Origin of the sequence: Pseudomonas sp. NFXW11 (assembly GCF_049887815.1) — a bacterium.
In the GTDB taxonomy this organism is placed as follows: Bacteria; Pseudomonadota; Gammaproteobacteria; order Pseudomonadales; family Pseudomonadaceae; genus Aquipseudomonas.
The window spans coordinates 252,129-273,892 of record NZ_JAGEKI010000006.1 but is presented as its reverse complement, the minus strand read 5'-3'; the positions used below and the strand labels follow the sequence as shown (position 1 = coordinate 273,892).

22 protein-coding genes are annotated in these 21,764 nt (G+C 65.0%); 12 read left to right on the top strand and 10 right to left on the bottom strand.

From position 1 onward, the window contains the following. Nucleotides 1-159 precede the first annotated feature (159 nt). The gene (locus J4P02_RS12300) at nt 160-1,089 is read right to left on the bottom strand and encodes a hypothetical protein (protein ID WP_426190496.1); all 930 of its coding nucleotides are present in this window, start codon (nt 1,087-1,089) and stop codon (nt 160-162) included. Between the two features lie 301 nt (nt 1,090-1,390). Between J4P02_RS12300 and J4P02_RS12295 the strand changes: the two genes are divergently transcribed. Together J4P02_RS12295 and J4P02_RS12290 are read left to right on the top strand one after the other, a co-directional pair. Next, nucleotides 1,391-2,074: a response regulator transcription factor gene (locus tag J4P02_RS12295; RefSeq protein ID WP_426190494.1), complete on the top strand. Its 684-nt coding sequence runs from the start codon at nt 1,391-1,393 to the stop codon at nt 2,072-2,074. Further along, entirely contained in the window at nt 2,052-3,455 is a 1,404-nt protein-coding gene (locus J4P02_RS12290) for a sensor histidine kinase (RefSeq protein ID WP_426190492.1), read from the top strand. The genes J4P02_RS12295 and J4P02_RS12290 overlap by 23 nt, the downstream gene beginning before the upstream one ends. A 104-nt stretch (nt 3,456-3,559) precedes the next feature. On the opposite strand, the gene J4P02_RS12285 is transcribed toward J4P02_RS12290, so the two are convergent. After that, complete coding sequence (locus J4P02_RS12285) at nt 3,560-3,799, bottom strand: DUF1652 domain-containing protein (protein ID WP_426190490.1); 240 nt, start codon at nt 3,797-3,799, stop codon at nt 3,560-3,562. A 216-nt stretch (nt 3,800-4,015) separates the two neighbouring features. Next, nucleotides 4,016-5,515 (bottom strand): PAS domain S-box protein, encoded by a 1,500-nt coding sequence (locus tag J4P02_RS12280; RefSeq protein WP_426190488.1) that lies wholly within the window; start codon nt 5,513-5,515, stop codon nt 4,016-4,018. A gap of 147 nt (nt 5,516-5,662) precedes the next feature. Between J4P02_RS12280 and J4P02_RS12275 the strand changes: the two genes are divergently transcribed. Next, on the top strand, nt 5,663-6,211 hold the full coding sequence (locus J4P02_RS12275) for a GNAT family N-acetyltransferase (RefSeq protein ID WP_426190486.1): 549 nt from the start codon (nt 5,663-5,665) through the stop codon (nt 6,209-6,211). Here the strand turns inward: J4P02_RS12275 and J4P02_RS12270 are convergent. Further along, nucleotides 6,192-7,505: a sigma-54 interaction domain-containing protein gene (locus J4P02_RS12270; protein ID WP_426190484.1), complete on the bottom strand. Its 1,314-nt coding sequence runs from the start codon at nt 7,503-7,505 to the stop codon at nt 6,192-6,194. The genes J4P02_RS12275 and J4P02_RS12270 overlap by 20 nt on opposite strands. Nucleotides 7,506-7,755: 250 nt before the next feature. Between J4P02_RS12270 and J4P02_RS12265 the strand changes: the two genes are divergently transcribed. From J4P02_RS12265 to J4P02_RS12240, 6 genes are all read left to right on the top strand, one after another. Then, nucleotides 7,756-8,640: an MBL fold metallo-hydrolase gene (locus tag J4P02_RS12265; protein WP_426190482.1), complete on the top strand. Its 885-nt coding sequence runs from the start codon at nt 7,756-7,758 to the stop codon at nt 8,638-8,640. A 30-nt stretch (nt 8,641-8,670) separates the two neighbouring features. Further along, entirely contained in the window at nt 8,671-9,948 is a 1,278-nt protein-coding gene (locus J4P02_RS12260; protein ID WP_426190480.1) for an NAD(P)/FAD-dependent oxidoreductase, read from the top strand. Further along, nucleotides 9,945-10,772 carry a sulfite exporter TauE/SafE family protein gene (locus J4P02_RS12255; protein WP_426190478.1) on the top strand — a complete coding sequence of 276 codons (828 nt, stop codon included), beginning with the start codon at nt 9,945-9,947 and terminating at the stop codon, nt 10,770-10,772. Before J4P02_RS12260 ends, J4P02_RS12255 begins: the two co-directional genes overlap by 4 nt. A gap of 156 nt (nt 10,773-10,928) precedes the next feature. Further along, a complete protein-coding gene (locus J4P02_RS12250) occupies nt 10,929-11,369 on the top strand; it encodes a YeeE/YedE family protein (RefSeq protein WP_426190476.1) in 441 nt (146 codons plus the stop codon). Then, complete coding sequence (locus J4P02_RS12245) at nt 11,366-11,785, top strand: DUF6691 family protein (protein ID WP_426190474.1); 420 nt, start codon at nt 11,366-11,368, stop codon at nt 11,783-11,785. The genes J4P02_RS12250 and J4P02_RS12245 overlap by 4 nt, the downstream gene beginning before the upstream one ends. Before the next feature lie 142 nt (nt 11,786-11,927). Beyond that, entirely contained in the window at nt 11,928-12,287 is a 360-nt protein-coding gene (locus tag J4P02_RS12240; RefSeq protein WP_426190472.1) for a YkvA family protein, read from the top strand. A gap of 75 nt (nt 12,288-12,362) precedes the next feature. Here the strand turns inward: J4P02_RS12240 and J4P02_RS12235 are convergent, their stop codons facing one another. Beyond that, a complete protein-coding gene (locus tag J4P02_RS12235) occupies nt 12,363-13,379 on the bottom strand; it encodes a PDDEXK nuclease domain-containing protein (protein ID WP_426190470.1) in 1,017 nt (338 codons plus the stop codon). A 418-nt stretch (nt 13,380-13,797) separates the two neighbouring features. Here J4P02_RS12235 and J4P02_RS12230 point away from each other — a divergent pair, with 418 nt between their 5' ends. From J4P02_RS12230 to J4P02_RS12220, 3 genes are all read left to right on the top strand, one after another. Further along, entirely contained in the window at nt 13,798-13,977 is a 180-nt protein-coding gene (locus J4P02_RS12230) for a type II toxin-antitoxin system HicA family toxin (protein WP_426190468.1), read from the top strand. Between the two features lie 43 nt (nt 13,978-14,020). Beyond that, nucleotides 14,021-14,428: a type II toxin-antitoxin system HicB family antitoxin gene (locus tag J4P02_RS12225; RefSeq protein WP_426190466.1), complete on the top strand. Its 408-nt coding sequence runs from the start codon at nt 14,021-14,023 to the stop codon at nt 14,426-14,428. Nucleotides 14,429-15,066: 638 nt separating this feature from the next. Further along, nucleotides 15,067-15,324, top strand: coding sequence for a hypothetical protein (locus J4P02_RS12220; RefSeq protein WP_426190464.1), 258 nt, complete (start codon nt 15,067-15,069; stop codon nt 15,322-15,324). 160 nt (nt 15,325-15,484) lie between these two features. Here J4P02_RS12220 and msrA read toward each other — a convergent pair whose 3' ends face one another. From msrA to J4P02_RS12195, 5 genes are all read right to left on the bottom strand, one after another. After that, on the bottom strand, nt 15,485-15,934 hold the full coding sequence (gene msrA, locus J4P02_RS12215; protein WP_426190462.1) for a peptide-methionine (S)-S-oxide reductase MsrA: 450 nt from the start codon (nt 15,932-15,934) through the stop codon (nt 15,485-15,487). Further along, a complete protein-coding gene (locus tag J4P02_RS12210) occupies nt 15,931-16,986 on the bottom strand; it encodes a glycine betaine ABC transporter substrate-binding protein (protein WP_426190460.1) in 1,056 nt (351 codons plus the stop codon). The genes msrA and J4P02_RS12210 overlap by 4 nt, the downstream gene beginning before the upstream one ends. After that, nucleotides 16,983-19,058, bottom strand: a complete 2,076-nt coding sequence (locus J4P02_RS12205; protein WP_426190458.1) for an ATP-binding cassette domain-containing protein — start codon at nt 19,056-19,058, stop codon at nt 16,983-16,985. The genes J4P02_RS12210 and J4P02_RS12205 overlap by 4 nt, the downstream gene beginning before the upstream one ends. A gap of 112 nt (nt 19,059-19,170) precedes the next feature. Continuing rightward, complete coding sequence (locus tag J4P02_RS12200; RefSeq protein ID WP_426190456.1) at nt 19,171-20,139, bottom strand: aliphatic sulfonate ABC transporter substrate-binding protein; 969 nt, start codon at nt 20,137-20,139, stop codon at nt 19,171-19,173. A gap of 284 nt (nt 20,140-20,423) precedes the next feature. Beyond that, on the bottom strand, nt 20,424-21,701 hold the full coding sequence (locus J4P02_RS12195; RefSeq protein WP_426190454.1) for a Zn-dependent hydrolase: 1,278 nt from the start codon (nt 21,699-21,701) through the stop codon (nt 20,424-20,426). Nucleotides 21,702-21,764: the final 63 nt, after the last annotated feature.

Sequence of the window (21,764 nt, the reverse complement as noted above, 5' to 3'; positions counted from 1 at the left end):
ACAAAGCGCTGCCGGCAACCGCCGGCAGCGCTACAGGGACAGCGGCTCTAACGCCGCCTGGGAAGGAGCTTAGTGGACAAACAGGGCGATCAGGATAATCACCGGAATCGGCACGCCGAGGAACCACAAGAGTAATGAGCGCATGGGAAATCTCCTGGATCAGTGAACAGGGGTCGGGGCTACGGTACGCGCCTGCAGGTCGCTTTCAATCCACACCACGGCATCCCGGCGACGCCCGCCGAAGGTTGCCGCCAGGCTGGCGAAGAACGCCCCACAAAGCAGGGCGACAAACATCCACAGCGAGGTCCAGGCGGCCAGCTTGGCGGCGCTGTCGGCGGCTTCCTTGGCCGCTTGCTTGGCGTGCGCCACGGCCTCGCGGGTCTGGGCGAACACCTCGTCGACCCGGCGCTCGGCGTCGGCCTGGCTGAGATTGGTGCGCTGGGCCACTACTTGAGCCAGGTAGCTGCGGTCTGCGGCGGAGAGCTGGCCATCGTTGCTCAAGCTGCGCACGAAGATCCGCGACACCGTGCCCCTGGCCGCATCTTCACTGACCGCCAGCGGTCGGTCGTCACGCAACAGGCTGTCGACAAAGTACCCATAGTCCTCTGCACTGCCCTGGCCGGCCACTTGGGTCGCCGCGCTGGCAGCCCCGGCAACCACCTGGGCCCCGGCGCGCACGCCACTGCCCAGTACGCTGCTGGCCGAGCCCAGCACCAGGGTCGCGGTCACCAGGGTGGCCACGGCCCAGGCCAGGAAGCCATGGGCGGTGTCGCGGAAATACACTTCATCGCCGTGCAAGTTAGCCCATTTCACCCGCAGGCGGCCGGCTATGTAGCCGCCCAGTCCGGCGGCGATGATCTGCGTCAGGGCCAGCCAGACAATGCTCGATACCCCCAGCCCCTTGGCACTGATGCCGCTGCCGGCCCAGGGCGATACAGCGGAAAAACCCAGGCCCAGGCCCAGTATCAGGAGGATCAGGGACAAGGCAGCGGCCGCAGCCGCGCCGGCGAAGATCGCCGCCCAGGACACCCCCGAGTAATGACTCGAGGCATCCGCGGTGGCGAGCAGGTGTTCGGAAGGTCTGTTCATTGTTGTTCTGCTCCAGGCATGAAAAATGGTGTTACACGTCTCGAAGGGACCAGTGCAGTCACCGTGCCAGTTGCACGCCCCATAAAAACCATTGAATTTCAATCAGTTGCAATAGAGACTCAATCCACGGCCGTGCAAACTGCCTGGCCCGGGCTCTCCCGGCGGGCGTTCTGCACGGTGGCCATCAGCCTGGATGCGGCACTACAGGCTGTGGCCCGGATGAAAGTTTTTTTAGAATCCTGTCCGGGATTTCTTGGCAAAATGCCCTCCTGTGTCACGAACCGCTGAACAGGTACAAGCAATGATCCGCATTCTGACCATCGAAGACGACGCCGTGACGGCCCGGGAAATAGTCGCCGAACTGAGCAGCCATGGCCTCGACGTGGACTGGGTGGACAACGGCCGCGAAGGCCTGGCGCGCGCGGTGAGCGGCGACTACGACCTGATCACCCTGGACCGCATGCTGCCCGAGCTGGACGGCCTGGCCATAGTCACCACCCTGCGCACCATTGGGGTGTCGACGCCGATCCTGATGATCAGTGCCCTGTCCGATGTCGATGAGCGGGTGCGCGGCCTGCGCGCCGGCGGCGACGACTACCTGACCAAGCCCTTCGCCTCCGACGAGATGGCGGCCCGGGTCGAGGTGCTGTTGCGGCGCAAGAGCACGGTCAAGGATTTCCACACCAGCCTGCGGGTGGCCGACCTGGAACTGAACCTGATCAGCCGCGAGGCAACCCGCGCCGAGCAGCTGCTGAGCCTGTTGCCCACCGAGTACAAGCTGCTGGAATTCCTTATGCGCAATACCGGGCAGATCCTCTCGCGGATGATGATCTTCGAGGAAGTCTGGGGTTATCACTTCGACCCCGGAACCAACCTGATCGACGTGCATATCGGCCGCCTGCGCAAGAAGATCGACCCGCCCGGCATGCCGCCGCTGATCCGCACGGTGCGAGGCTCGGGTTATGTCATCGCCGAACCCCTCTAACGGCTGGCGCTCCTCCAGCAGCCGCCTGCTGGCGCTCTACAGTACGCTGTTCGTGGCCTGGAGCTGCATCCTCATGGGGGTGCTGTACTACGAGGTTTCCAGCTACCTGGGCAACCTCGCCCAGCACTCGCTGATGCAACGCCAGCACCTGTTTGCGCGTTTCGAGGGCGAGCAGTTGGTGGAAGCCCTGACCACCAGCATGACCTTCGATATGCGCGCCATCGACGCCTACGGCCTGTTCGACGAACAGCGCCGGCCGTTGAGCGGGCCGATCCGCCAGATCCCCGACGACCTGCCCCTGGACGGCAAGATCCATGAACTGAAGAACTGCATCGACTCCGACGACCCGAGCCTGCCCCGGGACAGTTGCGACGCGGTGGCCAGCCACACCCGCGACGGCCGCTGGCTGGTGCTGGTGCGGGACAACGGCTCGCTGTTCGCGGTCACCCGGATTATTCTCCACGCCCTGCTCTGGGGTATTTCCCTGACCATCATTCCCGGGGTTGCCGGCTGGCACCTGCTGCGTCGCCGGCCCTTGCGGCGCATTCGGCAGATCCAGGCCAGCGCCGACTCGATCATCGCCGGCGACCTGACCAGGCGCCTGCCCCTGTCGGACCGGCGCGACGAACTGGACATGCTGGCGGCCATCGTCAACGCCATGCTCGAGCGTATCGAGCGGCTGATGCATGAGGTCAAGGGCGTGTGCGACAACATCGCCCACGACCTGCGCACCCCGCTGACTCGCCTGCGGGCCCAGCTCTATCGCCTGCAGCAACAGGCCGAGGAAGGTTCGCCCCAGGCCCTGCAGATGGACCAGTTGCTGGCCGAGGCCGACACCCTGATGGCGCGCTTTCGTGGGCTGTTGCGCATCTCCGAGCTGGAAGACCGGCAACGCCGCTCGGGCTTCAAGGTGCTGGACCCGCTGCCGCTGCTGCAGGAGTTGCACGACTTCTACCTGCCCCTGGCCGAGGAAGGCCAGCTGAGCCTGGTGCTCGACGCACCGCCCAGCCTGCCCAGCCTGACCGGCGACCGTGCCCTGCTGTTCGAAGCCCTGGCCAACCTGCTGAGCAACTCGATCAAGTTCACCCCGCCGGGGGGCGAAGTGATACTGCGCGGCGTCGACGACGGCGGCAGCCCGCGCCTGGAGGTGCTGGATTCCGGCCCGGGCATTCCCCCGGCACAACGCGCCGCGGTGTTCCGGCGCTTCTATCGGATGGACGAAAACCATGCCCAGGGCGGTTTTGGCCTGGGCCTGTCAATTGTCGCGGCCATTGTCAGCCTGCACGGCTTCACGCTCGAGGTGGGCAGCAGCGAACGCGGCGGCGCGCGCCTGAGCCTGGATTGCCGCCCAAGTATCATAGAGGCCAGCTCCAAGCTATAAGCGGCAAGCGGCAAGCGGCAAGAGATCAGCGCCAGTGCCTGAGGAGGAACTTCAGACCTGAAGCTTTGAGCTTGCAGCTTGAAACTTGCCGCTTGCCGCTGCCCTTAAGCTTTCTGGAGGGAGTTGCTGGCCAGTTCATAGAGCAGTTCGTCGAGCATCTTCAGCACATCGGCCTCGCTGTGCAGGGCCCTGGCGTTCAGGCCGGTGACCACCAGGTCGACCCGACCGCTCTCGGGCTCGAACACCCGCAGGGTCAGGGTGCCGTCGCCGGCACTGACGAAGTTGCAGGCCAGGGGCGCCAGGCGCTGTTCGATGCAGGCGCGCAGTTGCGCCAGGCTGATCATGGCCGGCACCTCAGGGTTGCCCCGACGACGGCAGCGCCGCGAAAGCCGAACGCCCCGCGGCATCCCTGATTGCTTGATTGCCCATGCTGGCGGTCCTTTGGCGATATTGAAGGTGAGGCTGCGGCACCGGGAGCACCGCAGAATCACAGCCTAGAAACACCCGCGGCGCGACAGAAGACGCAAATGCACTGGTTGCCCTGGTGCATCCGCACCAGTTCAGCCCTTGCTGCGCTCTGCCCCGCCGGCAAACAGCCCGCGCTCTCGGGCCCAGACAATGGCCTCGCCCCGACTGTGCACATCCAGCTTGGAATACAGGGTGGCGACGTGGTTGCGCACGGTATTGGGCGCCAGCTTCAGCCGTGCGGCGATTTCCTTGTCCGCCAGCCCCTGGTAGATCAGCCCCAGCACCTCCCGTTCGCGGCCGGTGAGGTCGGCGCTGGACAGGCCAGGCGCCTCGAAGGTGCGGGTGTTTTTCACATTGGCGAGCTTTTCGATCAGGGTGCGGCTGAACCAGGAGGCATCGCGCATCACCTCTTCAATGGCGGCAACCAGCTCCAGCTCGGAGCGCTTGCGCTGGCTGATGTCCATCAGCACCAGCAGATAGCAGGGGCGTTCCTCGAGTATCAGGGTGTCGGCATAGGCCACGCAGTCGAGCAGCTCGCCACCCTTCTTGCGCACCTTGAGGTCCAGGCCGCTGACCTTGCCGGCCTTCTCCAACTGACCGAAGAGCGCCCCCGCCGCGGCCTCCTCGGCCAGGCAGTCGATGGCGGCCAGGGTCTTGCCCAGCAGCTCTTCACTGCTGTAGCCGCAGGTGTCGAGAAAGGCTTCGTTGACATCGAGGATCTGCTGCTCGGCGCTGCACACCAGAGTCGGCACCGGGTTCAGGCGAAACGACTTGGCAAAGCGCTCCTCGCTATGGCGCAGGGCGATCTCAGCCCGCCGCCGTGGCTCCAGGTCCATAAAGGAAAACAGCATGCAGTCCTCGTCATTGATGTCCAGGGGCTGGCCGGCAACTATCACCAGCTTGCTGCCGCCCTCGGGCAGGCGCAGTTCGGCCTGCATCTGCGGGATGGTCGCGCCCTGGCCCAGGCGTTCGATGGCCAGGTCCTTGTGCTCGGCGTTCTCCAGCACATCCAGCTCGTATACCGAGCGACCGATCACCTGGTCGCGGGCGTAGCCGGTCATTTCCAGGAAACCCGCGTTGACCTTGATGTAACGCAGATCACTGAGGCGGCAGATCACCGCCGGCGCCGGGTTGGCGCTGAAGGTCTTTTCAAAGCGCTGCTCGGCGCTGGCCCAATCAGTGGCATCGCTGAGGATCAGTACCAGGGACTCCGGCTGGCCGCTGCGATCCGTGAGAATCATGCTGCGCACCCGGTGCACCCAGCGCCGTGGCTCGCCGTCGATCTCGGCCTGCACTTCCACCACCACATCGCTGAAGGTTTCGCCGGCGGCCACCCGGCTGATGGGGTAGCTGGCCAGGGCCAGGGGGTGGTTGTTGCGATAGCGCAAGGCGTAGCGCCGGGCATATTCCCGGGCATTGGCGCCCAGCTCCTCGACCCGCCCGACCCCATGCATGGCCAGCGCCGCCTCATTGGCCCAGAGCAGGCTGCGGGCCTTGTCGGTCTCGATCAGGATCACCCCGTCCGACAGACCGGAAATGATCTGCTGCAACTGGCGGCGATTGGTTTCGGTGGCAAGCACGGCCTGGCTCATGGCGTCTCCAGAGTGGACAAGGGGCTGCAACGTACGACCATCAGCGCTGGCCATCGTGCCCTGGACCTGCCGGCACAACGCGCTGGAGCCGCGCTGTGCCAGAGGCTAAGCTGCTGCGTCCCGCCCGCCAGCCCCAAGGAGCGAAGCATGATCACCATCCGCGAAGCCCACAGCCACGATCTCGACACACTGCAGGCCATAGGTTGCGCCACCTACCGCGAGCATTTCTCGGCGATCTGGAGCCGCGCAGGCATGCAGCAGTTTCTCGACCAGGACTTCGCCCCCCAACCCCTGCAGGAATCCCTGGCCGCCACCGACCGGCACCTGTGGCTACTGGCCCTGGATGCGCAGCAGCAACCCGTGGGCTTCGCCAAGCTCAACTGGAATCGTCCGACCCCGGGCAGCGGCGTGCCCGGCGCCGAACTGCAGAAGATCTACCTGCTCAAGTCCCAGGCCGGCAAGGGCCATGGCCGGCGCATGCTGGAGCATGTCTTGCAGCGGGCCAGCGAGGCCGGGGAATCCTGCCTGTGGCTGGATGTGCTGAAGAGCAACCAGGGCGCCCGGCGCTTTTATGAAAGCGCCGGCCTGCGGCAGATCGGCGAGGTGCCCTTCAGCACCGACATGGAGCAGATCGGCATGTGGGTCATGGGCTGCGACTTGCCACTAGCGCCTGGCGCTACAGCCCCAGGGCCTTGAGCCGCCGGTACAGGGTACGCTCGCTCAGGCCCAGGGCCTTGGCCAGCTCGCTGCGCGAACCTTCGAACACTTCCAGGGCATGGGCCAGTTGCTCCAGGTCCTTGCCGGCCCGGCGCCTGGCAAGTGGCGGCGCCACGGGCGCGTCGCGCAGCTCAGGGGGCAGGTCCTGCACCCGGATCACCCCGTCATCGCTGAACAGCCGCGCCCGCTCGAGAATATTGCGCAGCTCGCGGATATTGCCCGGGTAGCTGTACAGCCGCAGTTGCTCCAGGGCCCTTGGGTCGATGCGCGGCACGCCTCCGGGATCGAGGCGACGCAGCAGGCTGTCGATCAGCAACGGCAGGTCATCGCTGCGTTCACGCAGGGCCGGCAGGCGAATGGGAAAGGCACTGATGCGGTAGTACAGGTCCTGGCGAAAGCTGCCGGCGGCGACCATTTCCTTGAGCGGCTTGTGGGTCGCGGCCACCAGGCGGAAATCCGAGTGCACGGTGCGCAGGCTGCCCACCGGACGAAAGCTGCCGGATTCGATCAGGCGCAGCAGCTTGACCTGCATGGCCAGCGGCACTTCGCCGATCTCGTCGAGAAACAGGGTGCCGCCATGGGCCGCTTCGGCCAGGCCGATCTTGCGTTGCAAGGCGCCGGTAAAGGCGCCCTTCTCATAACCGAACAACTCGCTTTCCAGCAGGCTTTCGGTCAGCCCGGTGCAGTCCACCACCACCAGCGGCCCGCTGGCCCGAGGGCTGCCATCGTGCAGGGCGCGGGCAAAGAGCTCCTTGCCGGTACCGGATTCGCCCTGCAGCAACACCGGAATCGGCGCCGGTGCCGCCCGTTGCAAGGCGCTCAGGGCCTCGTTGAACGGTGCCGAGCGCCCCACCAGACCCTGCCGCTGCGGTTGCACCGAGGCCACCGCCAGCGAGCTCAAGCGCTCGACATAGGCCACCACCGCGCCGCTTGCATCGAGGATCGGCCGCAGCTCCACATCCACATGTTCCGGGCCCCGGGGCGTGTGGTGGATATGCAGCATGCGTTCGGGCATGCGGCTGGCGTGAGCCTTGCGCATCGGGCAGTGCTCACCGGCCTGGTCGCAGGGCACGGCGAACTGATGCGACACCCGATAGCACTTGGCGCCGACATGCTCCTTGCCGGCCACGCCGAATTGACGCTGATAGGCGCTGTTGGCAGCGATGATGTTGTAGTCGGTGTCCAGCACTATGGTCGGTTGCGGGTCGTGTTCAAGGTAGGACACCAGGGCAGCCATTGGCGGCTGAGCAAGGTCGGTAGCGATCAGGGACATGACGAACTCCGGGACAGTCGCGGCAGCTTAAAGCACCACACGGCTTTCTGCCATTTTCTGCCATCAACTGCCATATCACTGCCAAATGGCGCTGGCAGTCGAGCCGAAAATGCCTTGATGGCGGCCTCGGCAGCCTTCTACTTCAATAAACAGGCGGCCAATCAGTGCGTTGCGGGTTGGCACGGTTATTGACGGTCCCAGGGACGAGCGTCAGCGCAGACTGCCCTCACCTTCCTTGCCCGGAGTGCCCATGATCATCAGCGATACGCTGCGCGTAGAAGCCTTTTTCGACCCCCATACCTGGACCATCAGCTACCTGGTGCAGGACCTGGCCAGCCGCCGCTGCGCGCTGATCGACAGCGTGCTGGACTACGACGCCAAATCCGGCCGTACCCGCACCGAATCCGCCGACCGGCTGATCGCCCGGGTGCGTGAGCTGGACGCCCAGGTCGAGTGGATCCTGGAAACCCATGTGCATGCCGACCACCTCTCCGCCGCCGCTTACCTCAAGCAGCAGCTGGGGGCCCAGGTGGCCATCGGCAACCAGATCACCCGGGTGCAGAAGGTCTTCGGCGCGCTGTTCAACGAAGCCCCGGCCTTCGCCCGCGACGGCAGCCAGTTCGACGTGCTGCTGGAAGACGGCGCCGAATTCGCCATTGGCAACCTCAGCGCCCGCGCCCTGCACACCCCCGGCCACACCCCGGCCTGCATGACCTACCTGGTGCAGGTGGGCGAGGAAACCCTGGCCTTTGTCGGCGACACCCTGTTCATGCCCGACTACGGCACCGCCCGCTGCGACTTCCCCGGGGCCGATGCGCGCACCCTGTACCGCTCCATCGGCAAGATCCTCGCCCTGCCGCCGCAGACGCGGCTGTTCATGTGCCACGACTACCTGCCCAACGGCCGCGAGCTGCAATACATGAGCACCGTCGCCGAGCAACGGGCGAACAATATCCATATCCACCAGGGCATCGACGAAGACAGCTTCGTGAAGATGCGCGAAGCCCGCGACGCGACCCTGGAGATGCCGCAACTGATCCTGCCGTCGGTGCAGGTGAACATGCGCAGCGGCCAGTTCCCCGAGCCCGAGGCCAACGGTGTGAGCTACCTGAAGATCCCCCTCAACACCCTATAACTATTACTGACTCCACACGGAGAACTTGCCATGCGTCCCATCAACCCAGCCCCGCGCGCCGTCAACGGCAGCCACCAGGTGCTGATCGTCGGCGGCGGTGCCGCGGGCATCGCTGTCGCCGCCAGCCTGTTGTCCCGCGATCCGCACCTGGACGTGGCGATCATCGACCCGGCCCACAACCACTACTACCAGCCCGGCTGGACCCTGGTGGGCGCAGGGGTGTTCAGCGCCCAGTCCACCGAACGCAGCATGGCCTCGCTGACGCCCAAGGGCGTGCAGTGGATCCAGCAGGCGGTCAGCCGTTTCGAACCCGAGCACAACGCCCTGGTGTTCAATGACGGCCAGGTGCTGGCCTACGACCAACTGGTGGTGTGCCCCGGGCTCAAGCTCGACTGGGCTGCCATCGACGGCCTGCCCCAGGCCCTGGGCAACCACGGCGTGACCTCCAACTACCGCTACGACCTGGCGCCCTACACCTGGGAACAGGTACAGCAGCTGCAGCAGGGCGAGGCGCTGTTCAGCCAGCCGCCCATGCCGATCAAGTGCGCCGGGGCACCGCAGAAGGCCCTGTACCTGTCCTGCGACCACTGGCTGCGCAGTGGCCGCCTGGGGCAGATCAAGCCACGCTTCCTGAATGCCGGCGGCGTGCTGTTCGGTGTCGCCGACTATGTGCCGGCACTGATGGAATACGTGAAGAAGTACGGCATCGAGCTGGATTTCGGCCACAACCTGGTGGCGGTGAACGGCCCGGCCAAGCGCGCGACCTTTGTCCGCACCCTGGCCGATGGCAGCCAGCAAACCCTGGAACGCCGCTTCGACATGCTGCACGTGGTGCCACCGCAATGCGCCCCGGATTTCATTCGCAACAGCCCCCTGGCGGATGCCGCCGGCTGGGTCGATGTCGACCCCCACAGCCTGCGTCACAAGCAGTTCGCCAATATCCACGGCCTGGGCGACGCCACCAACACCAGCAACGCCAAGACCGCCGCGGCGGCGCGCAAGCAGGCGCCGGTGGTGGCCAACAATGTGCTGGTGGCCCTCAAGCGCCTGAGCCAGCTGGCCCACTACGACGGCTATGGTTCCTGCCCACTGACCGTGGAACGGGGCAAGATCGTCCTCGCCGAATTCACCTACGGCGGCAAGCTGGCGCCGAGCTTCCCGGCCTGGCTGCTGGACGGTCGCCAAGCCACCCGCCGCGCCTGGTGGCTGAAGGAGATGATTCTGCCGCCGCTGTACTGGCGCGGCATGCTCAAGGGCCATGAATGGCTGGCGCAACCGACCCTACGCACGGACAACGGCAAAGCATGACCGAGCACAGTCTATTGGGCGCCGGGCTGGGCGCGATCATTGGTGCGATCCTGGCCCTGACTGGCGCCGGCGGCGGCATTCTGGCGGTGCCGCTGCTGGTCTTCGGCCTCGGCCTGAGCATGGTCGAGGCCGCACCCATCGGCCTGTTGGCGGTGGGCCTGGCGGCCAGCGTCGGCGCGGTGCTGGGTCTGCGCCAGGGCATAGTGCGCTACCGCGCGGCGGGCTTCGTCGCCGGCATCGGCATCCTTATGGCACCCCTGGGGTTGTGGCTGGCCCATCGTTTGCCCAACACGCCCCTGGCCCTGCTGTTCGCCCTGGTGCTGCTGTATGCCTGCGGGCGCATCCTGCGCAAAGCCGCCCTGGAGCTGAAGCAGGGGCAACCCGCGCCGCGCCCGGCCTTCCTGCCCTGCGTGCTCAACCCGGCCCAGGGCCGCCTGCGCTGGACCCTGCCCTGCGCCCGGGCGCTGACCTTCACCGGCATGCTCTCGGGCCTGCTCTCCGGCTTGCTGGGAGTGGGCGGCGGTTTTGTGATCATTCCCGCCCTGAGCCGCTACACCAACCTGGACAGCAAGAGCATCGTCGCCACTTCATTGGCGGTGATTGCCCTGGTGTCCCTAGGCAGTGTGGTGACTGCCAGTGTCAGTGGAGTGATGCACTGGGCGGTGGGCGCGCCCTTCGCCCTGGGCGCGGTGCTGGGGCTGGTGCTGGGTCGTCAAGTGGCCAGCCACCTGGCCGGCCCGCGCCTGCAGCAACTGTTCGCCATCACCGGCATGTTCGCAGCCCTGCTGCTGGCCGCCGGCGCGTTGAACCTGCTGCCCCGCTAGCCACCTGGCACGGGGCAACACCCACTGTAGGAGCTGGCCGGGCGGCGTTCCGCTTGCCAACGAAAGCGCCGCCAAGACAAGCACACCAACAAGGCCCTTTCGCCGGCAAGCCGGTTCCTACACAGTGCCTGCAAGCAACCCATGGAGGAACACTCGATGCTCTTCGACTCACTGCATTTCAGCCCCTGGTCGGCCCTGGCCGGAGGGGCGCTGATCGGTCTTGCCGCCGCGTTGCTGATGCTCGCCAACGGCCGCATTGCCGGCATCAGCGGCCTGCTCGGCAGCCTGCTGCAAGCGGGCAGCGAAGGCCGGGGCGAAAAGGCCCTGTTTATCCTCGGGCTGCTGCTGGCGCCCGTGCTCTGGGGGCTGTTCCACGCCCTGCCCGAGGCCGAGTTCCACAGTGGCCTGCCTGGGCTGATCGGCGCCGGGCTGCTGGTGGGCCTCGGCACCCGCTACGGCGCCGGCTGCACCAGCGGCCACGGCGTATGCGGCATTTCCCGCCTGGCGCCGCGTTCGCTGGTCGCCACCCTGTGCTTCATGGCCATGGGCTTTGCCACGGTGTGGGTGATACGGCATGGGCTGGGGTGGTGGTCATGAGCAAACTCAGCGCGTTCGTCGCCGGGCTGCTGTTCGGCCTCGGCCTGCTGCTGGCGGGCATGGCCAACCCGGCCAAGGTCCTGGGCTTTCTCGACCTGGCAGGCAACTGGGACCCGTCCCTGGCCCTGGTGATGCTCGGCGCCATTGCCGTGGCCTGGTGGCCCATGCACTGGGCCATGGGGCACTCGCACTCACTGCTGGGAGCGCCGATCCAGCTGCCAACCCAGCGCAATCCGGACCGCCGGCTGATCCTCGGCAGCCTGCTGTTCGGCGTGGGCTGGGGCATCGCCGGCATCTGCCCGGGACCGGCGCTGGTACTGCTACCCGCCGGGCACTGGCAGGCCTGGGTGTTCGGCGCGGCGATGCTGCTGGGCATGCTGTTGTTCCAGGTTCTAGAGAAGCGCCGACAGCGATAGCCAGGCGCCCAGCTCAAGGCGCTTGCCGAGGGAAATCCTTACCGCTGCCCAGCGCGGACACCCCCTAGCACCATGGTTCAACCCCGGCGCATGTGACCTGCCGCTGGCCTGCCGGGGCCTCGTGTGCATCCAGGAGTTCGCCATGTCCGCCCATTCCCTTGAAGACAATTTCGACCGCTGCCTCTGGCGCAAGATCGGCCGCTACGCCAAACGAGTGGGCCGCAGCCTGATCGAAAAGGCCCTGTGGCTCTACTATGCCGCACAACGCCCACAGACCCCGATCTGGGCCAAGACCACCATCTACGCCGCCCTGGGCTACTTCGTCCTGCCCCTGGACATCATCCCCGACCTGCTGCCCGGGGCCGGCTATGTGGATGACCTTGGGGTGCTGGCCAGCTCGGTGGTGACCGTGGCGGCGCATATCAATGGCGAGGTCAAGGAGCAAGCCAGCGGACGGCTGGAAGACTGGTTTGGTGGTGAGCAGGAGCTGAGCGAGGGGTAAGTGGCTCGGAAAACGGTGCTTATTCGACTTACACCAGCACTCGGGAAAACCACCCAGCAGCAGATGCCGCCAGCCTCACAGCGCTTGCGCGTCCAGGGCATAGAATTCCTGCAGCTTGGCCTGCAGCAGTTGCTTGTCCGGCAGTTGGGTCCGGTACTCGGCGATCAGCGCCGGCGAGAGTGAGCGGTTGAGGGCATACTCCACCACCTCGTCCTCCTTGCTGGCACAGAGCAGCAGGCCCAGGGCCGGGTTTTCATGGGGTTTGCCTACCTGACGATCCAGGGCCTCCAGGTAGAAATCCAGCTTGCCCAGGTACTCCGGCTCGAAGCGCCCGACCTTGAGTTCAACCGCCACCAGGCAATTCAAACCGCGATGGAACAGCAGCAGGTCCAGGACAAAATCACGCCCGCCGACCTGCAATGGATAGTTCGAAGCGACAAAGCAGAAGTCGCGCCCCATTTCCACCAGGAAATCCTTGAGTTGCCGCACCAGCCCCTGGTGCAGATCGGCCTCGGCATGCCCCTGGGCCAGGCCGAGAAACTCCAGCATATAGGCATCCTTGAACAGCCCCGGCGCCTCGGGGTGGGTGCGCTTCAAGGCTGTCGAAACGCTGACCGGGCGACTTAGCGTGCGCTCGAACAGGGCCGATTTGATCTGCCGTTCCAGCTCTCGGGTAGACCACTGTTCCTTGAGCGCCATGCGCAAATAAAACTCACGCTCTTCTGGCCGTTTACCTTGCGCAAGAATGATCAGGTTCTGGGTCCAGGGTAATTGTGTCAGCAGTGCTGACACTTTCTGCTCGTCTCGATAGACCTCATAGAACTGACGCATGCGGAACAGGTTACGCCGAGTAAACCCCCGCAGCCCCGGCTGCTGCCGTGCCAGGTAATCCGCCAGTTGCTGGACCACCCCATCGCCCCATTCCGCCGCTTCGATCTTGCGGCTGATATAGGCGCCAACCTGCCAGTACAGCTCCACCAGTTCGCTGTTCACCGCTCGCACCGCCCGTTGCCGCGCGGCGCTGATCATTTGCGCCACTTCGTTGAATGCCACATCGGTGGAGGTCGTTACCGCTTCGGCGTGTTGATTCATGGACAAGGCCCTGTTCGCTGGATGCCGCCCCATCATCCAGCGACCCGCCATAAAGCTGTAGTCAGCCGCTTCTCTTTCGGTTGAGCGAAAGGTCCTGATTTGTGTGATGCAAACAGAGTTTTCAGCCCGGCATGCAGGCAAACCATCGGTGCGGTAAATCTTTGGCGGCAAGCTAAATGCTTGAGGCTTGCCGCTTGGAGCTGCCCCTGTCCCTCCATCGTGGTTAACGGGGTCGGCAAGATCAAAATCAACAGCCAGAGCAACCCCGGCCTTGTTGGTCGCTACCGCAAGCTCGAAAGCAGCCCTGACCGAGGTATCGGCCTGGTATCTCTATAGGCGTCGCCGACAGTTGCTGGTAGTGTGGGCGTCAAAAAAGTAGTTATCATACCCACCAGCACGACAGGGAGTTGAAAGTGATGTGAACAGCCGGCAACTCATCGCTCAAATCGAAGCGGATGGTTGGTACCTGGTCAGGGTCAAGGGCAGTCACCACCACTTCAAGCATCCAAGCAAGCCAGGCCTGGTGACCATCCCCCATCCCAAAAAAGATCTACTGGCCAAAACGGTAAACAGCATCTTGAAACAAGCCCGGCTCTAACGACCCAGGCTCAGCACTCACAGGTCCGAAGGAGGATCAGTCCATGCTCTATCCCATTGCGATTCTTCCCGGTGACGACCAACACGCATGGGGTGTGGAAGTACCCGATATTCCTGGCTGCTTCTCCGCCGGAGACGACCTCGACGACGCCATGGCCATGGCCCGCGAAGCCATCGAAGGCCACCTGGAATTACTGGCCGAAGAAGGAGCAGCCATTCCCACAGCACGGACAGTGACCCTCCACGCCACCAATCCCCAGTATCAAGGCTGCACTTGGGCCGTGATTGATATCGATGTCACCCGCTACATGGGCAAGGCGGAAAAACTCAACATCACTCTGCCGGGCTATTTGCTGAATCGAATAGATGAATATGTGAAACATCATCCGGAACAGAAAAGCCGATCGGGCTTTTTGGCTCAGGCTGCGTTGAGGGTCTTGCAGGGCGTTTGAGGAAAACAGGCTCTGCATCGCTTCGGCCTTTGATCTGGCTTTGGCTTTGGCTTTGGCTTTGGCTTTGGCTTTTGATCTTGATCTTCCTGCCCCTTCAGGAGGCCGAGTGCAGGCATTGCGCAGGGGGCAGCTCGGCAAGGATGCCGAGCTAGCCGCCCCAGGCCATGGATGGCCTGGGGCGGCGTGCCCCCGGAGCAATGCCGGAGCGAGGCGCCGGATGCGGGGGCAGAAGCGTTTTGCTTACTTTTTGCGCTCTTCAAAAGTGAGTCGCCGTAAGGGCGAAACCAATAGCCGCCACACCCGCAGCAACGGATATGTACCCCGCTCACTCAATAACGAAATACCCGCTCAAACATCCCCCTGAGCACCCAGTTGCACCACCCCAACATCATTCCTATAGTCCCCCCGTCGCAGCCAAATCCGCGAACGACCTTGGCCGGTCGAATATAGGAACGCATCCACCTTCAACCCTGCTTGCAGTCGCTTTGGTACCCAGCGATCAAGAGTGATGACGGTGGTGCGCGGGACACCTCAAGGTGTGCTGTTGCCCTATGCCCGGCCAGCCTGCTTGCGTACCACTGCCCTGCTCCCTTCGCTCGACAACAAGGCCGACTGCTCCAAGCACAGGAGCAGTACCAATGACTGACCATCACCTCCCCCGCTTCACCCCCATCGACACCCACGACACCGAACACCCAGTGTTCTACCTCGACACCCAAGCCCCCTTGAGCGACCTGGCCAGTAGCGCCGTGGTGCGTGACCTGATGGACAGCCTGTCTACCCTGGCGCCGAAAGACATCAGCGATTGCGACCTGACTCGCATCACCCGTGGTGTGCACCTGCTCACCCGAGAAGGTTGCGAGGTACTGGAAGTGATTCAGTGGCGGGTTGCGTAGGCGTCTTGTCCACTTACCTGTGGCGAGGGAGCTTGCTCCCGCTTGGGCCTCACCTGATGCACCGCGTCATCAGGGTTTGGGGCCGCTGCGCAGCCCAGCGGGAGCAAGCTCCCTCGCCACGAAGAGCAACTTGCATAAACTTAAGCTCCAAGCTTGCGGCTTAGATTTGGCAACTGCTCAGGCCATTCTTCTCCAGGTAGCGCTGGTGCGCTTCATCCGCCAGGTCGAAGCGGCCCAGGGGCAGGATCACCGTGGCCACGGGCTTGTTGAGGCGACCAGACTCTTGCAGCGCTTCCTTGGCCACCCTCGCCTGTTCGGCCTGCACGGCGTTGGTGTGAAAGATCGCCGAGCGATATTTCACCCCGCCATGCTCCCCTTGGCGATCCACCGAAGTGGGATCGTGCAGGCCCCAGAAGTGTTCGATCAGGCTCGAATAGGCCAGCACCTGCGGGTCGAAATCCACCTGCACCACTTCGATCTGCAAGGCTTCGTCCGCCGCTTCCACGGCGTAGCCCACGCGGGAATCCACCACACCTGGCAGGGCCCGGAACGCGGCTTCCGCGCCCCAGAAGCAGCCGGCGCCAAAGGTCGCCTGTTCAATTCCACTCATTGAATCGCTCCCACTTTTTCACCACTGGCACCCAGCCAGCCATCAACGATCTGCGGATGTGCCGCCACCCATTCCTTGGCCGCCTGCGCTGCCGGTTGCTGTTCCTTTTCGATCTTCAGAATCAGGTCATTCAACGCCTGGGGATCGATGCTGAAGTTCTCCAGGAAGGCGGCAATCCGTGGCGCGCGTTTCTGCAGGGCGCTGGACGCCAGCACATACACCCGAGCATCGGGGTAGGCGCAGGTGATCTGGCTCTTGCTCAGCCAGTCGGCGTCCACTGTCGGGCTGATGAATTTCCAGCAGCCGTCGGCCTTGTACAGCGGGTCGCCCTTCTTGTTGTCCTGGGCGTAGCCGTCGAACGCCGGTTCATCCAGGCGCCGCAGGTCGAAGGCGGAGAAGATCCAGTCCGGGGTGTAGGCGTAGAACACCACCCCGCGCTGGGCCTTGTAGGCCGCGGCGAGCTTGGCGTAGGTCACCGAGGCCTCGGTGGACAGCGATTCGAATTTATCGGCAAAACCGAAATCCTTGGCCTTGATCTGGCCGATATAGGTCGACTCCCAGCCCGCCGGGCCCACCAGCAGTTGCGCCTTGCCGCCGCCCAGGGGTTCGAAGAGCTTGGCCACTTCAGGTTTTTGCAGGTCGTAGACCGACTTCACGCCGTATTTGTCTTGCAGGTAACCAGGGATGTAGAAGCCCTGCACCCCCAGGTACGGCTGCTTGTTGGGCACCAGGGAGCGGGTGCCGCCAGTGACGTACTTGGCCCAGGCGGCGGATTGATTGGGCAGCCAGATATCGGTCAGCACATCCACCGAGCCGTCGCCCTTGGCAGCGGCGGCGAACAGCACCGGTACGTCGCCGGCGAGGTAGGAAACCTCGCCGTCGAGACGGCTCTTGATCACTTCGCCAAGGATGTTCTGGATGGCGATGGCGCCGGTCCAGTTCTGTTCGCCGATAACGATCTTGTCCTTGGCCAGCACCGGCAGGGACAAACCCAACAGCAGCGCCGCGGCGCCAAGGGTACGGGAAAACGATTTGCTCACGGGACACCTCATGCTTGATGCAACGTGCGATCCCGCTGGCGCAGGGTCGCTTGAATGATGCGGTCGGGAACCAGCGCGCAGAACACGATGGCCACGCCAGCCAGCACGCCTTCGCCGCCCTTGATATTGCGCAGCGCGGTCATCACGTCGTAGCCCAGGCCACCGGCGCCGATCAGCGCCGCCACCACCACCATCGACAGGCTCATCACCAGGGTCTGGTTGATCCCCAGCAGCAAGGAACCGGCGGCCAGGGGCAGCTCGACCTTGGTCAGGATCTGCCACGGCGTGGCGCCGTGGGCCAGGGCCGCTTCGACGGCGCTCTTGGGCACTTCCTGAATCCCCAGGGCAGTGAGGCGGATCATCGGCGCCAGGGCGAAGATCACCGTGGCGATCACCGCCGGGGTCTTGCCCACCGAGAAGAACGCCACCGCCGGGATCAGGTACACAAAGGTCGGCAGGGTCTGCATCACATCCAAGAGCGGAATGATCAGGCGCCGGGCCAGGGCGCGCTTGGCCAGGAGGATGCCGACAGGCACACCGAGCACCAGCGAGATCAGCACCGAGGAGCCCACCAGGGCCAAGGTGGCGATGGTCCGCTCCCAGAAGCCGAACAGGCCGATGTAGAGCAAGGCAGCGGCGCTGGTCAGGGCCAGGGCGGCACCGGCGCTGCGCCAGGCCAGCAGTACCAGGGCCAGGGCCGGCACCGGCCAGGGCAACCAGCCCAGCAGGCTCTCAATGCTGTCGATCACCGTGCGCACGGCCACTATCACGCCGACAAAGGTGCTTTCAAAAGTGACCTGGGACCAGCCGATCCACTGGTCGATGGCCGCCGCGGTACCCAGCAGCAGCAGGCGGTCGGCGGGGAATTGCAGCCAGGGGCCAGAGGCATCGCTGGCCAGTACCCGCCACAGCACCAGGGCCTGGCACAGCAGCAACACCAGCCACGGCAGGCGCCAGTCGCAACGGCCCTGGCGGCTGGGGCGACGAGCCAAAGTCAGGCTCAACAGGCGACTTGCCAGCACGCCAATCAGCGCCAAGGCGCCCCAGGCCAGGCTGGCCGTGGTCAGCCCCTGCCCCAGGGCTGCGGCGGCCCCCAGTTCCAGGGCGAAACCCAGCCAGTACAGGCCACCGCGACCGCTGGCAGCCAGGGCCGCCGGCCCCAGCAGCAGCGCCCGGGCACAGGACAATCCAGGACTGGCCGGAGCTGGCAGCGCCACGCGCTTGGCCGGGGGCGGCAAGACCGTCACAGGCTGCTCGCTACGGGCCCCGTGGTCCTGAAAGAAGTCCGCCACTTCGGCATCCACCGGTTGCTCCAGCAGCTCGCCGGGCGTGCCCAGCTGGATCAGCTGGCCATGGCGCAGCACGGCGATGCGGTCCGCCAGGCGCAGGGCTTCCGCCGGGTCGTGGGTCACCAGCAAGGTGCTGATGCCACGCTCGCGCACCACCTGCAGAAAGTGGCTTTGCAGGTCGCGGCGGATGGTCGGGTCGAGGGCGCTGAAGGGTTCGTCCATCAGCAGGATGTCCGGCTCGCTGACCAGGGCCCGGGCCAGGCCGACCCGCTGCTGCATGCCGCCGGACAGTTCATGGGGGTAATGCTCGCCCCAGCCGTCCAGGCCCATGGCCTTGAGCTGCACATCAGCTGCGGCGTGACGCTGGGCCTCGGGTTCGCCGCGCAGTTCCAGGGGCAAGGCCACGTTGTCCCGCACGCTGCGATGGGGCAGCAGGCCAAAGTGCTGGAACACCATGCCGATGCGCCGCGAACGCAGGGTGCGCAGTTCCTTGGGGGACAGTTGGCTGATGGCCGCACCGTCGATCAGCACCTCGCCGCTGCTGGGCTCGATCAGCCGGTTGATATGCCTCAGCAAGGTGGACTTGCCACTGCCGGAGGTGCCCATCAGGCACAGCACTTCGCCACGGCGCAGCTTGAGGCTGACCTGCTGCACCGCCGGCGGCGCGCTCTGGCCACGGCGGCGGGCGTAGGTCTTGGTCAGGTTGCGTAGCTCCAGTACCACTTCGGTGTTAACCGCAGGTGGGCTGACGGAAGCTGGGACGGCAAAGGCCTCTTGGGGGTAAACGGCAGACACGGGAACTCCTGACGCCGGGCGCGGGATGGCGTAACCGGCGGTGAACAATAAAAAGGGGGGACCTGTTCGCCGGCAAGCCGGCTCCTACAAGCGAAAGCGACCTAACGACCCACTACAAGGAATTCGGGCTCCACAATTGCACCGCCCGGGCATCCACCGGCTTGGGCAAGAGCTTTTCCTGGAAGAAGGCATCGGCGATTCTCTGCTGTTCCACCAGCGCCTCCGGCTTGACCGCTTCCACCTGATAGGTGCGGCGGCTGTTGGCCAGCTCCACCGTCGGCACGTCCAGGTTGCCCCACAGCGGGCCGAGCAATTTGGCCGCCTCGGCCGGGTGCGCCTTGACCCAGGCGCCGGTCTTCTGCAGTTCGGCAAATACCTGGTTCAGCACCTCGGGATGGGCCTTGGCGTAGTCGCTGGAGGCCAGGTAGTAACGGCGATAGCTGGCCAGCCCCTGGCCGTCGTGCAGCACCCGTGCGCCCTGCTGGCGCTGGGCGCTGGCGACGAAGGGTTCCCAGGTGACCCAGGCATCGACCTTGGCGCTTTCCAGGGCGGCGCGGCCATCGGCCGGGGTCAGGTACACCGGCTGGATATCGGCAAAGGTCAGGCCCGCTTCGCGCAAAGCGGCGATCAGCAGATAGTGGCTGCCGGCGGCCTTGGTCACGGCAATGCGCTGGCCCTTGAGATCGGCCAGGGACTTGAGCGGCGAATCCTTGGCAATGACGATGGACTGGGCGGCCGGTGACGGGGTTTCAGTAGCGAAATAGGTGAGCTTGGCCCCGGCGGCCTGGGCGAACACCGGCACCGTGTCGGCGACATCGGCGCTGATATCGACATTGCCCACATTCAGTGATTCCGCCAGCGGCAGGCCACTGGTGAACTCGTGCCAGGTGATCTTCACCCCCTGCCCCGCCAGCTGTTGCTCCAGGGTGCCCTGGGCCTTGAGCAGCGCCAGCAGGGTCGAGGATTTCTGGTAGCCGATACGCAGGTTGGTGTCGGCCTGGGCATTCAAGGCCATGCCCAGCGCCAGGCCGGCCAGGGCGGTGATCGACAAGCTACGACGCAAAGCAAAGGGCAGGCGCATGAGGGCGAACCTTCTGGGAGACAGGAGAGTCGCTAAAAGCTAATCGATCTAATAAATCTAAAATAAATACTTTTTAGGAATTAGCTTAGTCTCACCCGCTGCTACCGAATGCCCCCCAAGTGGCGAGGGAGCTCGCTCCCGCTGGGCTGCGTAGCGGCCCCAAACCTCGACGATACGCAGCACCAGAGGCTACGGGGTTAACGCTCAGCGGTCACTGCGCCCCGGGTCGCCGACCGAGCGGGAGCAAGCTCCCTCGCCACAAGAACCAGGCTATGCCGCTGGAATCAGGCCTTGCCCTGGGCGATGGATTGAGAGGCGGCGAGCATGGCGCGCAGCAGCACGGCGCAACCGGCGGCGAGGTCGTCGGGGTCGGCGTTCTCGATTTCGTTGTGGCTGATGCCGCCCTCGCAGGGCACGAAGATCATTCCCGCCGGACCCAGCTCGGCGACGAAGATCGCGTCATGCCCGGCACCACTGACAATGTCCATATGGGACAGGCCCAGGCCCTGCGCCGCGCCACGCACCGCCTCGACGCACACCGGGTCGAAGTACAGCGGCGGGAAATCCGCGGTGGGGGTCAGTTCGAAGCTCAGGCCGTGGGCTTCGCAGGTGCTGTCGATCACCTGGCGCACCTCGGCAATCATCGAATCCAGGCGCTCGGGCTGCAGATGACGGAAGTCCAGGGTCATGCGCACCTCCCCCGGAATCACGTTTCGCGAGCCCGGGTAGGCTTGCAGGCAACCGACGGTGCCGCAGGCGTGAGGCTGGTGGCCGAGGGCCACGCGATTGACCGCCGCCACTACGGCGGCAGCGCCCACCAGGGCGTCCTTGCGCAGGTGCATGGGGGTCGGGCCGGCATGGGCTTCCACGCCCCGCAGCTTGAGGTCGAACCACTTCTGGCCCAGGGCGCCGAGCACCACACCTATGGTCTTGCGCTGATCTTCAAGGATCGGCCCCTGCTCGATATGCGCTTCGAAATAAGCCCCCACCGGGTGCCCGCTGACCGGGCGCGTACCGGCATAGCCAATGGCGTTCAGCGCCTCGCCGACGCTGACGCCCTCGGCATCGGTCTTGGCCAGGGTGTCTTCCAGGGTGAATTTCTCGGCGAACACCCCGGAACCCATCATGCAAGGCGGGAAGCGCGAACCCTCTTCGTTGGTCCACACCACCACTTCCAGGGGCGCTTCGGTTTGCAGCTGGAGGTCGTTGAGGGTGCGCAGCACTTCCACCCCGGCCAGCACGCCGAAGCAGCCGTCGAACTTGCCGCCGGTAGGCTGGGTGTCGATATGGCTGCCAGTCATTACCGGCGGCAAGGCGGGATTGCGCCCGGGGCGGCGGGCAAAGATATTGCCGATGCCGTCCACCGTGACCGTGCAGCCGGCCTCTTCGCACCACTGCACGAACAGGTCCCGGGCCTGGCGGTCGAGGTCGGTCAGGGCCAGGCGGCAGACCCCGCCCTTGACCGTGGCGCCAAGCCGGGCCAGTTCCATGAGCGACTGCCAGAGGCGGTCGCGGTTGATGTGCTGATGGCTGGATTGCAGAACCTCGACGGCAGCGTTCATGGTGATCTCCTCAGGGTTGTTCTGGTTGTGGTTGACAAGATTGGGCTCGTCTTGAGTGTTGCG